The organism is Butyricimonas sp. RTP31003st1_G1_RTP31003_210430 (assembly GCF_040920905.1).
Lineage (GTDB): Bacteria > Bacteroidota > Bacteroidia > Bacteroidales > Marinifilaceae > Butyricimonas > Butyricimonas paravirosa.
The window spans coordinates 37,264-51,644 of sequence record NZ_JBCOSQ010000033.1; the positions used below are offsets into that span (position 1 = coordinate 37,264).

The window sequence follows — 14,381 nt, forward strand, 5'->3', positions numbered from 1 at the left end:
TGAACACCTGTACATGCTTGAAAAAACCCGTGGCCAGATCGCCACGGGGTCTTTTTACAAATTATCGAGATCCGGAAACTTATCCTTGATTTCCCTGGAAATCGTCCCCACCTTGTTTTTCGTGTATATCTCCGTGACTTGAACCGAACTATGACCGTTCTGATCCCGCAGCGCGTACATACTTATATTATTATCTAACGCCAACGAGTTCCCGGTATGCTTCCACGAGTACAACTTGTACTCGCTCGGCATATTCAACATTTCCCTGAACGAGTTAAAACGATTCTTCAGGTTATTTTTCCCCAAACACTCGGGCCCCGGCTTGTACCCCTTACCGAACACGTAATAATCCCGGTTATACTTGTGCAGGTTATAGACCTCCCGGAGCTTGAGCAGGAAATGATCGGGAATTGTAGCGAATCTCTCCCGGTTAGTCTTTGAACGAAACCGATCCACGTTGATCAATCCACGGGCGAAATCGATATCCCGGATCTTCAACAAACGCAATTCTTTGCCAGGCCGAAGAAAACAATACGTCTCGAACTCTATCGCCATCCATAACTGCGGATCCCGCTTGCTGATCGTGTCCCGGAACTTTTGTATATCAAATGAAGCCACTGGCCTCGGTGCTTCATCTTTATCGTATCCTTTAGGAACATGGTAAACTGGGTTTGACATCATCTTCCCCTCGTTCACCACGTGATCAAACACGTTACTGATGATTTGCTTGTAACAACGAATTGTTTTATCTGCCAGTTTCTTTTTCCCGATCAGGAACTCGGAAAAGAAACGCAAAACAACCTTGTTATTCACGGCAGAAACATCCACCTCCCCGTAATTCGCCTCTATCCACGTGGAGAATACACGCAATTTAGACCTGTAAGTTGTCAACGACCCCTCGCTGGCCCGCTCACGAGTTTCAAGATACTTGTTTGAATAAAGGCGGAAAGTCGTGTTTGACGCCCGCATCTTACCGTATATCTCCTCGATATTCTTGTAACGCAATTGATCGGCGTAAATAACTTGAGTATCATCAATGAAAGGATTCCAACCGCTTTTCAACTTCCCCGAAAGTTCATTGATTATCTCCACGCTTTTAGCGTACCTCGCTTTCGAAACTTTAATCTTATTTAGTCCTTTGTAATATTTGAAGCGTTTCATCTTCCCGGTTCGTGGATCTTTAACGGAATAATACACGAACCATCTTTTTTCTATATCACCCCCACAATCATTAAGTTGTGGAAGAGTGATCAATTTTACGCGTTCCATGACATTTACCTTTTTTAACGCCCCCCGACGTAAAAAATCCAGTCATTTTTCGCTCATGTCTACTTTTTGTCTCCTTTTCGTAGACCATGTCTCCTTTTTACAACAAACGCTCTGTTAGACAGAGCGTTTGTTTTTGTGGTCGAGATGACTGGACTTGAACCAGCGGCCTCCACGTCCCGAACGTGGCGCGCTACCAACTGCGCTACATCTCGTTTCCGTTTTGCGAGGGCAAAGATAATAAAAGTATCAATTATAATCACTATATTTGTAAAAAATTTTATTGTATAAAATATTTTTCTTCAGAATGGACTCAATTAGACAAAATAAGGTTGGCCGCTTAATCCAACGAGACCTAAGCGAAATGTTTCAGAAAGAGTGTAAAGAATTCACCGCAGGTGCCATGTTATCCGTTACAGCAGTGCGAGTTAGTCCGGATATGTCATATGCCAGAGTTTACCTCAGTATCTTCCCTTCGAACCTGACGGAAAAGGTACTGGAGAGCTTGGCAGAAAAAAACAAAAGTATCCGTTTTATCCTCGGAAAAAAGATCGGCAAACAGACACGAATCATTCCGGAGCTTAAATTTTTCGTGGATGACAGCCTCGATTACATCGACAAAATCGATTCCCTGTTGAAACAATAGCCCGTATCCACGATGAATCTGTCGATATTCATTGCTCGAAGATACCTGTTTTCAAAAAAGAAACAGAATGCCATAAACATCATTTCCATCATTAGCATGGTCGGTGTAGCAATTGGCACAACGGCTCTTATTGTCGTACTCTCCGTGTTCAACGGAATCGACACGCTCCTCACGGAAGCAACGGACAGTTTCACCCCGGATCTCACGATTTCCCCGACAAAAGGAAAATTCATCACGAAAGACTCCATTTTGATCGACCAACTGACCCAAATGCCGGAAGTCGCCTCCTGTGATCCCGTCGTGGAAGAAAATTCCCTCGTGAAATTCGGGGATAAATTAGTCCCGGTGGTCGTGAAGGGGGTAGACTCGACTTATGCCGAACACGTGAATATACTCCCTTCCATTGTTAGTGGCATCTACTCGCTCGAAAAGGACGGTAAACCTGCCGTCGTCATGGGCTATGGCATCGCGGCTGCTTTAAAAATCAGATTAGGAACGCTTTCTCCCGTTACATTCTACTACCCGGATCGAAAAGCGTCTTCCGCATCAAGCTCGGCACTAAACAGCCAGCAAATATACCCGCTCGGGATATTCTCCGCACAACAAGACATTGACGGTAAATACGTGATCACCGGAATAGAAACAGCAAGGGAGTTGTTCGGGGTTCCAGGACAAATCTCCAAAATAGAAATAAAATTAAAAGACCCCAATCAGATAGAATCATTAAAAGAAAAACTATCCGTCCAAATACAACCGACATACAAAGTCGAGAATAAATATGACCTGAACCGTTCCTTTTATGCCATGATGAAATCAGAAAAACTGGCCGTCTTCCTGATCTTGTTATTTATCCTGTTAATCGCCTCCTTCAACATCATCGGTTCCGTATCGATGCTAATTATTGACAAAAAAGAAGACATCGGGATTTATCAAGCTCTAGGGATGACCAAAGAAAAAATAATCTCGATCTTCAAGCTTGAAGGCAACCTGATTACCGGATTCGGAGCATTGATCGGTCTGGCATTAGGGACCATATTATGCCTGCTACAAGAATACTACGGGTTCATCACTCTCGGCAACGGGAGCTACATCGTCAGCGCTTACCCGGTGAAAGTCATCGCGTCGGATATTCTGATTATCATGATCACGGTGATTGCCATCGGTTACTTGGCCTCGCATTTCCCGGTAAAATACCTCGTGAACAAAATCGTCAAATCATAAATAAGGATCACGCTATGTATAAACTTTTAACGCTCTCACTTTTATCCCTAACGCTCACCCTACTCCCCTTGACCTCGAAAAGTCAGGAGAAAGAGCCTGTTGTTTTAATCGAAACAAATATGGGAAACTTAAAAGCAAAACTATACAACGATACACCCTTACACCGGGATAACTTTATCCGGTTGGCAAAATCCGGCCACTATAACGGGACATTATTCTATCGTGTTGTTAAAAATTTCGTGGTACAGGGAGGCTCTTCCGACAGTCGAAATGCCATTGCCGGCCAAGCTATCGGCTACGGTAAAGGGGTCACGATTGACGCGGAGATCAAGCCACACCATTATCACAAAAAAGGAGCCCTAGCCGCTCCCCGCCAACCGGACCGGGTAAATGTCTTCAAAGAATCGGATATCGCCCAATTCTATTTCGTGGTCGGTAAAAAATACACGCCGGAAGAACTGGACAAAATCGAGAAATCAATAAACAACCCGATTAAAAAAGCCATCCAGAAGAAATATTATACCCCCGAGAAAAAAGCCATTCTTGACACTTTGAGGGCGCAAAAGAAAGTACCTGAGTTCCGGGCTATCGCGGAAAAGATCAAATCGGACATCAATTTCGAATGGGAAAACAACACGGACAAGCTCTACATGGATGATGAAAAAAGAAAGGCATACACCACGATAGGCGGGGTACACCATTTGGATAAAGAGTACACGGTTTTCGGAGAACTGATCGAAGGTTTCGAGGTTCTGGATAAAATTGCCGCTCTTCCCACGGACAGGCAGGACCGCCCGTTCAAAGACGTCAGAATAATCAGTGTAAAAATAATAGAATAACATGATTCCACGCAAATACTCTTTATTATGGAGGAATATCATCTGGGCAGGAGTAATCTTTTTCTTATGCGCTATTCCATCCGACTCGATCCCTGATCCGAAATTAAATATCCCCCACCTTGACAAGGTGGTACATTTCGGAATGTTCTTTATCATGTCGATATTCCTGTGCAGCGAACTCCGCTATCAGACTCGATTGTCTCTACGAAAAATCTACCTGATCGCCATCGGGTTCAGTTTCATCTACGGGGGACTTATCGAAGTCCTGCAATTCAAATATTTCAACCGGGGCGGAGACTGGTGGGATCTGTTTGCCGACGTTCTCGGGGGAGTGGCTGGTTGCCTGCTATACCCCACGGCGAAAAAACAGAAAGACAAGTTTGTTGATTATCTATACAAGAAACTAAAAAGCCGGAAAGAAGTATAACCACTCCGGGGAAAATCTCGTTCACTAAAATGGAATATAAAGATTCATAAATATGAAAACAATTACATTTAGAAACGGGGACCCAATGCCCCTCTTCGGGTTAGGAACCTATCAATCCAAGGCAAACGAACTACACGACGCCATCATTAGCGCACTGAAAGACGGATACAGGCTGATTGACTGTGCCGCCTATTATAAAAATGAAGAAATCATCGGGGCTGCCCTGCAAGAAACATTCACGTCCGGACTCGTGAAACGGGAAGAACTTTTCATCACGTCCAAATTATGGAATAATAACCACGCCCCGGAACACGTGGAAGAGGCTCTTCGAAAGACTTTGCACGATCTCCGGCTGGACTACTTGGACCTGTACTTGATTCACTGGCCGATAGCACTGAAACACGACATCGAATACCCGCAACAAGCATCCGATTTACTTTCCCCCGAAGAATGTCCCCTCACGGAGACTTGGAAAGCGATGGAACAAATGCAGGCAAAAGGACTATGCAGGCATATCGGGGTTTCGAATTTCAGCATCCCGAAATTGAAAGAACTGATCGCCGTGGCGAAAAATAAGCCTGAAATGAACCAGGTAGAAATGCATCCTTACTTGCAACAAAATGAATTATTTCGATTCTGTCAGTCCGAGGGAATTTACTTGACGGCTTATTCCCCTCTCGGGCGTAATTTGCCCATCAAAAACAAACCCGGCCTGACCAATGAACCGATTATTACCGATTTGGCAAAAAAATATAATTGCACACCGGCACAAATTATCATTGCTTGGGGAGTACAACGAGGGATCGTGATTATCCCAAAATCAGTTCACCCGGAGCGAATCAAAGAAAACATTAAATCACTGGACATCAACATTTCGCCAGAGGATATGACCAAAATTGCCACCCTCGACTCACACACCCGAATGACCGACGGCTCGGCTTGGATTTTCCCCGACGGACCGTATACGATGAAAAATATTTGGGATGAAAAATGAAGTTCTCAAAAGAGTTGAAATGTATGAGACTTTTTTATTAACTTTGTCCACCAAAGATTTCAAATTTTGAGAAGATGTTAGACAAGATTAAACAACTCAGTGCTGAAATAGCCGGTTTCCAGGCGAAAAGCCTAGAAGAAGTAGAACAGTTCAGGATCAAGCATTTAAGCAAGAAAGGAACGATCGCTGCTCTCTTTGATGATTTTAAAACCGTTCCCGCGGATCAGAAAAAAGCCATGGGACAGGAATTAAATGAATTGAAGAACACGGCTCTGGCAAAAATCAACGAGTTGAAAGAGTTACTTTCTAACGCGGAAGAAGATTTAAGCGGTATTGACTTGACGATGCCGGGAGATCCTTTAAAACTAGGAACCCGTCACCCGTTAGCTATCGTGAAAAACGAGATTCTGGCCATCTTCAATAAACTTGGATTCACTATTTCCGAGGGACCGGAAATCGAGGACGACTGGCATAACTTCTCCGCGTTGAACTTCCCGGAAGAACACCCGGCACGTGATATGCAGGATACATTCTTTATCAGTAAGAACCCGGACATCGTGCTACACACGCATACCTCATCCGTGCAAGTGCGAGACATGGAGGCTCATCGTCCCCCGATCCGATTAGTTACTCCCGGAAGAGTGTTCCGTAACGAGGCTATCTCGGCCCGGGCACATTGCATCTTCCACCAAATCGAAGCTCTTTACATCGACGAGAACGTTTCCTTCGCCGACTTAAAGCAAACCTTGACCTATTTTGCAAAAGAACTATTCGGACCGGACACGCAAATTCGTCTTCGTCCGTCATACTTCCCCTTCACGGAACCATCGGCAGAAATGGACGTATCGTGTACACTATGTCACGGAAAAGGTTGCAATGTTTGTAAAGGAACCGGATGGTTGGAAATCCTCGGGTGTGGAATGGTTGACCCCAATGTTTTGGAATTAAATGGTATAGACAAGGAAAAATATACCGGGTTCGCACTCGGTATGGGTATCGAGCGTATCACCATGCTAAAATACGGCATTAAGGATATACGCCTCTTTTTCGAAAACGACATCCGTTTCCTTGAACAGTTTTCGGCCGCAGGCAAATAATATATAAACACAACACAAGAGAGATGAGGATGTCGGTCACACGACTCCTCATTTTTTATTCTCAAACACCGGTTACTATGAAGAATTTAGTCCTTCTATTCCTGATCACCTTTTCATTCGGGGCTTTCGCTTGCTCTCCCGCTGATTCCGTGTACCGGAAAGATCAAACTTTGCTAAAACATTTCTTTGAATACGCCAATAAAAAGGAAATAGCCAAACTCCCGATCAACGAGAAAGTTGTCGCTATCGGACGCTATTTTCTCGAAACGCCTTACGTGGGAGGAACGTTGGACATCAATCCCCAAGAGAAGCTGGTTGTCAACCTGCGAGAATTTGACTGCGTGACTTTCGTCGATAATGTCATCGCCCTGGCACGCCTAGATAAATACGAAGAACAAAGTATTCCCCAATTCCAAAAGAATTTACAAGAGATTCGGTACCGGAACGGGAAGATAGCAGACTACACGTCACGCCTGCATTACTCTTCCGACTGGCTATACGAGATGACCTGCCTGAACCTTCTGGAAGACATCACGAAAGAAAAAGGAGGTATCCCTTTCCCCAACAAAGTATCTTTCATCTCCCAAAACTGGAAAAAGTACCCGGCTCTAATACAGGATTCCACCCTCGTTACAAAAATAATTGATATTGAAAAGACTATTAACGGCAGGGCATATTACTATATCCCGAAAGAAAAAGTACTCCCTTTCGCGGGACAAATCAAAACCGGGGATATTATACTGATCACCACGAAGAAAAAAGGACTCGACACAGCCCACGTGGGCATTGCCATTGAAAATGAGGGACAAATATACCTGCTCCACGCCTCGGTTTCCGACAAAAAAGTGTCCGTCACGACAGAAACACTCCCCGATTACTTACAACGAATCACGTCACATTCCGGCATAATGATCGGTCGTCTCATCAATTTTAAATCTAATTAACATCCATAAAACTGCGCAATACGTATATTTGGTAGAATTATTGTTATAAACTTTTACAAGAACACAAAATGTGATCGTGGAAATTGAATAGAAACCTAAAACAACGGAATATGAGAAGAATATTTATCGGAACACTTGTTGTGTTGACCATTGCTTTAATTAACGGATGTGCTAACCGGAAAATCACACGGGTAGACCCGAATGAAACCATCGACCTTAGCGGACGTTGGAATGATAGTGACTCACGGCTTGTTTCCGAAGAAATGATCGGAGACCTGCTTACTTCAGCCTGGATTCCAAGATACTTGAAAGCAAACGACAAACGCCCCGTGGTGGTTGTCGGCCTCGTGGAGAACAAAAGTCATGAGCATATCAACTCAGAAACCTTTATTAAGGACGTAGAAAAAGCAATTATCCGGGATGGTAACATCCGTTTGGTTGTTGCCGGAGAGAAGCGGAATGAGCTTCGAAAAGAAAGAGCCGAACAACAAGATTACGCTTCACCGGAAACCACCAAAAAGTGGGGAAAAGAACTGGGTGCCGATTTCATCTTGCAAGGGACAATCAACAGCATCGTCGACTCGTACAAAAAACAAAAAGTCGTGACTTACCAGATCGACCTGCAACTCACGAACATCGAGACCAACGAGGTTGTCTGGATGGGTGACAAGAAGATCAAGAAACAAATCAGCGACCGGGTACTTTAATCAGTTTGTAAAGTTTATAAGGTTTATAAAGTAACTTTCCCAAAAGTTTAAGATTTTAAAAAGAAATGATAAATATTCATTATTCATACTTTAAAAGAAATAAAATCGGGATTCATAAACCTTATGGACCTTATAAACTTTATAAACCTTATAAACTCCTAGGACTTCTTCTCATTTTTCTTTTCTCCGGATGCGCCACTTGGTACCAGCGAACGGCAGATTTCCAAGCAGCCGTCAACACGGGAAATTTCGAGAAAGCAAACAAACTCCTAGATAAAGATAAAAAACAAGCCACGGGTAAAAACCGCATCCTCTATTATCTCAACAAAGGATACGTGGAATTCATGCTCGGCAATCCCACCAACAGCAATCAATACTTCGAGACCGCCGAGAACCTGATTGACGAGTATCACAGTAATGTCGGGGCTGAAGCCGCGGCATTGGTTACCAACCCGGAAGCACGCCCCTATCGACCGGAAGATTTCGAGGTCATCATGATTAACTTCTACAAGGCCTTGAACTACATCGATCTGAATGACATGGAAGGCGCCTTGGTCGAGGTTCGCAAAATCAATATCAAACTCAACCAGCTAAACGACAAGTATCCCGATAACAAGAACCGGTATCAACGAGATGCTTTCGCTCATCTACTAATGGGCCTGATCTACGATGCCACGGGAGATTACAACAATGCGTTTATCGCCTATCGAAATGCCTACGAGGTCTACCAATCCGACTATATTAAAAACTTCGGCGTGAAAGCCCCGGAACAACTAAAACAGGACTTGATGCGTACCGCCTATAATTGTGGTTTTACAGCTGAATTAAAACAATACGAGAAAGAGTTCAACACGACATACACCCATACCCCGACACCCGCGGACGGGCAACTCGTGTTCTTCTGGCTAAACGGCATGGGTCCGGTAAAGGCAGAATGGAGCATAAATTTTGTCAAACAAAAAAGAGGAGACGGAGCGATTGTATTTCACAACGAATCCCTCGGGCTTACCTTCCCTTTCTTCTTCGGTTCAGGATACAGTGACGACGAAAAGCAAAGCATTGCCAATCTACAAACCCTGCGTGTCGCATTCCCCAAATACATGGAACGTCCCCCACTTTATGCCACGGGAACTCTCGTGACGGACAATCACTCGTACCCGTTAGAACTTGCCGAAAACATCAATGAAATTGCATTCAAAACCTTACGGGACCGAATGGTACGGGAATTTTCAAATTCTCTTCTTCGGGTAGCCGCCAAAAAAGGACTGGAATACTCTGCCCGTAAGCAAAACGAATGGCTAGGCTTTGCCGTCGGTATCGCTAACAGCCTCACTGAAAAAGCCGATACCCGCAACTGGCAAACACTACCTTACTCTATTTCCTACACCCGACTGCCCTTATCTGCCGGAACCAATAACCTCACATTACGTCTGAATGCTCGAAACGGCTCCCAGCACACGGAACAATTCTCCATCGAAGGCGGAGGACGTAAAACCCGTTTTCACGTCTTCCAAACAATGGATTCCAGACAATAATAAAACCCCCCTCACCTTACGACCGTAAAATGAGGGGAGTCTAAATTATTGACTACAAAATTTATTTCTTCATGATCTCTCCGAAATACTTGTAGAATAATGGAATTGTCGTTATTCCGTTAAAGAATTGCTCCAACGGGTAATTCTCGTTCGGAGAGTGGATCGCATCGGAACCCAAACCAAAGCCCATCAGTACGGACTTGATTCCCAGCACTTCCTCGAAAGTGGCAATAATTGGAATACTACCACCGGAACGCACCGGAACGGGTTGTTTTCCATACACTTCCTCGTATGCTTTCTCGGCAGCCTTGTAAGCCGGGAGATCAATCGGACACACGTAAGAAGGTCCGCCATGCAGGTAATCCACTTTCACCTTCACGTAATCCGGAGCGATAGACTCGAAATATTCCTTGAACAATTTCGCAATCTTCTCGTGTTTCTGGTTCGGAACCAAACGGCAGCTAATCTTGGCGTATGCTTTAGAAGGTAATACGGTCTTTGCACCTTCGCCCGTGTAACCACCCCAGATTCCACAAACATCGAATGTCGGACGAATACCCGTACGTTCATTGGTCGTGAACCCTTCTTCGCCTTTCACCTCTTTAATATCTAAAGACTTCTTGTAATTTTCTAAATTGAAAGGAGCCTTGGCCATCTTCGCACGTTCCTCGGCAGTTACTTCCAACACGTCATCATAGAAACCGGGGATCGTGATATGTCCCTTCTCGTCTTGCATATCGGCAATCAACTTGCACAACACGTTGATCGGGTTTGCCACCGCTCCCCCGAAAATACCGGAATGCAAATCAGCGTTCGGACCGGTAACTTCAACCTGCCAGTAAGCCAAACCTCTCAATCCCGTGGTAATTGAAGGAATATCACGGCCAATCATACTGGTATCGGAAACCAAAATCACATCAGCTTTCAACATATCCTTATGATCCCGGCAGAACTTGGGAAGACTCGGGGAACCGATTTCCTCTTCTCCCTCGATCATGAACTTCACGTTACAGTTCAATTTCCCGGATTTCATTAAATATTCAAACGCTTTCGCGTGCATGAAAGCCTGTCCTTTATCATCGTCAGCCCCGCGAGCCCAGATTTTGCCATCTTTAATAACCGGCTCGAAAGGTTTCGTGTTCCACAACTCGATCGGGTCAACCGGCATCACGTCCATGTGCCCGTACACCAACACCGTAGGAAGAGCCGGATCAATGATCTTCTCCCCGTAAGCAACCGGATTACCCTCTGTTTCATACACTTCTGCCCGGTCAGCTCCGGCAGCTAACATGATTTTCGTCCATTGTTCGGCACAACGATACATATCTGGCTTATGCTCAGACAATGAAGAGATTGAAGGAATGCGAATCAACTCGAATAACTCGTTCAGGAAACGTTCCTTGTTCTCTTCCACGTACTTTTTGATTTCTTCCATCTATTTGAAAATATATTAATTAATAAAATAAACATACTGCACATAATTACAAGTTGCGAGTTTACAGGTTACAAGTTAAGAAAACCAATCTTATCATTGAACAGCAAGCTAGTCAACTTGTAACCTACGGACCTGTAACTTGAAACTGTTCCAACAACATCTTGTTGGAACAAATATAACATTTTCGAGCGAAGAGATCAAACGGTTCGTGTAAAAAACACAACGATTACAACTTGTAACCTGCAAACCTGCAACTTGTAACTGTTCCGCCAAATTCCTTTGGTGGAACAAAATAATTTCATACTTTTGCCAAGTGTTTCAACTAATGAATTAGATATGTCAAATCTTCCCGAAATTAAAGTTTTCGCCGGAGAGAATAGTCAATATATTGCAGAAAGTATTGCTAGTTCTCTAGGGCTGGAACTCGGTAAAAAAACGTTTACGAGATTTAGTGACGGAGAATTCGTCACCTCATTCGACGAAACGGTGAGAGGCGAACACGTGTTTATCGTGCAATCAACCTTCCCGCCCAGTGATAACCTCATGGAATTACTCTTGATGATCGATGCCGCCAAAAGAGCATCTGCCTACAAGGTAATCGCCGTAATCCCCTATTTCGGGTTCGCGCGTCAAGACCGGAAAGATAAACCGCGTGTCGCCATCGGGGCAAAACTAGTGGCTAATATGCTACAAGCAGCCGGAGTCGACCGAATTATCACCATGGATTTACACGCTGACCAAATTCAAGGATTCTTCGATGTTCCCGTGGATCATCTATACGGTTCTACCGTGTTGATTCCTTACATCAAATCTTTAGGATTACGTGATTTTGCCATTGCCTCCCCTGACATCGGTGGAGCCAAAAGAGCAAATTCCTGGGCAAAATACTTCGATTCAGGGTTGATCATCTGCCACAAAACCCGTATCCGGGCAAATGAAGTTGCCGACATGAAAGTGATCGGGGATGTAGAGGGCAAAAATATCATCGTTGTTGACGACATGATCGATACGGCCGGAACAATTTGCAAAGCAGCCGATATGCTTATCGACAATGGTGCTGCCAGCGTACGTGCCGTGGCCACCCATGCAGTTCTTTCCGGTAAGGCATACGAAAATATCGAGAAATCAAAACTGACGGAAGTAATCTTCACCGATTCCATCCCTCAGAAACAACCTTGCTCAAAAATTAAAGTATTACCGATCGCTCCCATGTTTGCCGACACGATCCGCAACATCTACGAGCATAAATCGATCAGTGATCACTTCCTCATGTAATTCATTTTTCATGATATAAAAAATGGCACCCTACATAGAGTGCCATTTTTTACTAAGACTAAAATCTCAAAAATCATTCATTACTAAAACTTACATTATATTCTTTCCCCCATTTTGCCCGTTGCTTACGGATATACTCTCTTATTTCCTGAAAAAACTTTTTATGCGCTTCTTCCGATTTACGTTTTGCTTCTTCAGCAACTTCTTTCATCAAAGTAGTAAGCATTTCATCAGTTGGTTCTTCCAAACTGGTTAAACGATAAGAATTCATCTCTTTTTCAGACATAACCAAAATATTTATTACAAATATAGTCAATTCAAAAGACATAAGCAATTCTTATTTGAAAGATCAGAAACATCAAGCCAACATTTTACAACTTACATGCCAGCCCCCCTTCTCCAATCTTCTCCCCTCGTCCGGCATGTAAAATCACCATCTCACCAATCTAAAGTTTTCCCATTTCAACCGTTAATTGTTAACCGTTTACTATTCGACGCTTTCCTCTTATCTTTCGACAACATGAAAGTATACACCTCCAGATTCTCTTTTACCCATCCATTATCCAAGCTAATCGTCGTCACGCCATTCTCTTGACGGTTCCGGCAAGGTTCCACGATCATTTGGTTTCCCGTTTTCTCGTAAACCACCACGTACAACACGTCCGTCGGGTTCGCCACCACCGACCAGCGACTTTGCGCCTCCTGGGTAATTGTTATCATATCCTGATCCTCGTTCAACGACACGGTCAGCGTTCCATCCTGCAGGCTCCCCTCTGCACACACGATCTTCTCGTAGTCAATCGTCGGACGATACTCCTCGTCAACCGTAACGGCCTTCATATTCGCTTTCACGAAGGCATTATAAAACGTACTTCCCGCTTTTCTTCCCGGGAAACCGAGTTCTGCCGCCGGGGCAAAATACAGCGAAGCCACCTGTAATGCTTTCATCTTCGCTCGTTGCGTCAACTGCCCGGGAGTTCTGGGATTACGCATCGTGCTTCTCTTTCCCCTGGCAATACTATACCCGTTTGCCCCCGCATACATCGTGATGTTTGCCACTGATTTTCTCACTTCTCCCAATACAAATGATTTAAATAAAGCCATAATCTTAAAATTTAAAATGAAACATATAAATTACAATACTAAATGCACGTTTTCTGAAAAATCACACCTGTTTACCGAACCAAAGAAACAATACAAGTGAATCCTCTTTCCCCGCTCTTCCGTGAGTTCTATCTCCGCACTCTCATCCCGACGAACACTCCCGATCGCCTCGGGAGTCACAATCCGAAACCTCATGTCTTCCATCATCACCACGCACCACAACTCGTCCCCTAAACGCTCTTCCCGTACCACGTTTTCATTCTTCCACGTCAGGCGAACCTTATCGCCCTCTCGGCATCCCTGCAACTCACTCGGTAAAAACAAGTTCCCGGCACTGAAATGCACGAGATCATACAGCAACCCCTCCCCGTTAAACGCCCGCATGTTAGCCTTCAGGAAAAGATTATATCCCGAGCGACGCTCCACCACTCCCAATATCTGCCAGATCCGGGCCAACCATGTCTGCCGGATCACCCCGTAAAAAGTCGCCGTCTTCCTCATCCTCTCCCGGTAATACAATTGCAACTCCGAACGACAATCCTTCACCTCTCCCGGGGCAGCTCTCGCGTAAAGATGATCCCCCACCTGATAGTAAATAACACGTCCCACCCGCCCCGACAAACGATTAAACAAATTTGAATAACAACAAGCCATACTTACCTCCTTTTTTCATTACTAAAACTTCAACCTTTTTCTCAACTCATCAAAAGGAAACGCCGGACCCGGATCCGTCTTTCGAGGGGTGATGTCCGAGTGTCTCACTAAATACTTGATCCCGTAACACTCTTTCAACAAACGACAGATCTCCTCCGTAATCCCGAACTGCCCCTCGGTAAAAGAATGCCAGTATCTCGCCCTCCCCTCTTCTTCCGTTGTGTACACTTGATCGGG

Annotated in this window: 15 protein-coding genes, 1 tRNA gene and 1 pseudogene; 10 read left to right on the forward strand and 7 right to left on the reverse strand. The window is 44.4% G+C overall.

Annotated features, from left to right (window positions below; genetic code table 11):
* Window positions 1-54: 54 nt before the first annotated feature.
* The gene (locus AB5542_RS11640) at window positions 55-1,269 is read right to left on the reverse strand and encodes a tyrosine-type recombinase/integrase (RefSeq protein ID WP_288215049.1); all 1,215 of its coding nucleotides are present in this window, start codon (window positions 1,267-1,269) and stop codon (window positions 55-57) included.
* Between the two features lie 136 nt (window positions 1,270-1,405).
* Window positions 1,406-1,481, reverse strand: a tRNA-Pro gene (locus AB5542_RS11645).
* Between the two features lie 92 nt (window positions 1,482-1,573).
* On the opposite strand from AB5542_RS11645, the gene rbfA reads away from it, so the two are divergent.
* The 9 genes from rbfA (at window position 1,574) to AB5542_RS11690 (ending at window position 9,676) form a co-directional block, all read left to right on the forward strand.
* Window positions 1,574-1,912: a 30S ribosome-binding factor RbfA gene (gene rbfA, locus AB5542_RS11650; RefSeq protein ID WP_087419095.1), complete on the forward strand. Its 339-nt coding sequence runs from the start codon at window positions 1,574-1,576 to the stop codon at window positions 1,910-1,912.
* Window positions 1,913-1,924: 12 nt separating this feature from the next.
* Entirely contained in the window at window positions 1,925-3,133 is a 1,209-nt protein-coding gene (locus tag AB5542_RS11655) for an ABC transporter permease (protein ID WP_279040807.1), read from the forward strand.
* Window positions 3,134-3,147: 14 nt separating this feature from the next.
* Window positions 3,148-3,972: a peptidylprolyl isomerase gene (locus tag AB5542_RS11660; RefSeq protein WP_087419097.1), complete on the forward strand. Its 825-nt coding sequence runs from the start codon at window positions 3,148-3,150 to the stop codon at window positions 3,970-3,972.
* A gap of 1 nt (window position 3,973) precedes the next feature.
* Window positions 3,974-4,399, forward strand: a complete 426-nt coding sequence (locus AB5542_RS11665; protein WP_279040809.1) for a VanZ family protein — start codon at window positions 3,974-3,976, stop codon at window positions 4,397-4,399.
* A gap of 52 nt (window positions 4,400-4,451) precedes the next feature.
* Entirely contained in the window at window positions 4,452-5,393 is a 942-nt protein-coding gene (locus tag AB5542_RS11670) for an aldo/keto reductase (RefSeq protein ID WP_279040810.1), read from the forward strand.
* 74 nt (window positions 5,394-5,467) lie between these two features.
* Window positions 5,468-6,490, forward strand: a complete 1,023-nt coding sequence (gene pheS / locus AB5542_RS11675) for a phenylalanine--tRNA ligase subunit alpha (RefSeq protein ID WP_027201321.1) — start codon at window positions 5,468-5,470, stop codon at window positions 6,488-6,490.
* Between the two features lie 77 nt (window positions 6,491-6,567).
* Window positions 6,568-7,434 (forward strand): N-acetylmuramoyl-L-alanine amidase-like domain-containing protein, encoded by an 867-nt coding sequence (locus AB5542_RS11680; RefSeq protein ID WP_270543481.1) that lies wholly within the window; start codon window positions 6,568-6,570, stop codon window positions 7,432-7,434.
* A gap of 110 nt (window positions 7,435-7,544) precedes the next feature.
* On the forward strand, window positions 7,545-8,141 hold the full coding sequence (locus AB5542_RS11685; RefSeq protein ID WP_087419101.1) for a penicillin-binding protein activator LpoB: 597 nt from the start codon (window positions 7,545-7,547) through the stop codon (window positions 8,139-8,141).
* A 65-nt stretch (window positions 8,142-8,206) separates the two neighbouring features.
* The gene (locus AB5542_RS11690) at window positions 8,207-9,676 is read left to right on the forward strand and encodes a COG3014 family protein (protein WP_279040811.1); all 1,470 of its coding nucleotides are present in this window, start codon (window positions 8,207-8,209) and stop codon (window positions 9,674-9,676) included.
* Between the two features lie 61 nt (window positions 9,677-9,737).
* Here AB5542_RS11690 and AB5542_RS11695 read toward each other — a convergent pair whose 3' ends face one another.
* A complete protein-coding gene (locus tag AB5542_RS11695) occupies window positions 9,738-11,111 on the reverse strand; it encodes a dipeptidase (RefSeq protein ID WP_118304581.1) in 1,374 nt (457 codons plus the stop codon).
* Between the two features lie 336 nt (window positions 11,112-11,447).
* Between AB5542_RS11695 and AB5542_RS11700 the strand changes: the two genes are divergently transcribed.
* The gene (locus AB5542_RS11700) at window positions 11,448-12,386 is read left to right on the forward strand and encodes a ribose-phosphate pyrophosphokinase (RefSeq protein ID WP_027201316.1); all 939 of its coding nucleotides are present in this window, start codon (window positions 11,448-11,450) and stop codon (window positions 12,384-12,386) included.
* Between the two features lie 73 nt (window positions 12,387-12,459).
* Here AB5542_RS11700 and AB5542_RS11705 read toward each other — a convergent pair whose 3' ends face one another.
* The 4 genes and pseudogenes from AB5542_RS11705 to AB5542_RS11720 all read right to left on the reverse strand — a co-directional run.
* Window positions 12,460-12,714 (reverse strand): hypothetical protein, encoded by a 255-nt coding sequence (locus AB5542_RS11705; protein ID WP_229128143.1) that lies wholly within the window; start codon window positions 12,712-12,714, stop codon window positions 12,460-12,462.
* A 134-nt stretch (window positions 12,715-12,848) separates the two neighbouring features.
* Window positions 12,849-13,490 carry a DUF6266 family protein gene (locus AB5542_RS11710; protein WP_270543485.1) on the reverse strand — a complete coding sequence of 214 codons (642 nt, stop codon included), beginning with the start codon at window positions 13,488-13,490 and terminating at the stop codon, window positions 12,849-12,851.
* Window positions 13,491-13,520: 30 nt separating this feature from the next.
* Entirely contained in the window at window positions 13,521-14,144 is a 624-nt protein-coding gene (locus AB5542_RS11715) for a hypothetical protein (RefSeq protein WP_279040813.1), read from the reverse strand.
* Window positions 14,145-14,165: 21 nt separating this feature from the next.
* Window positions 14,166-14,381 (reverse strand): annotated as a pseudogene (locus tag AB5542_RS11720) (N-acetylmuramoyl-L-alanine amidase); the annotation flags it as partial.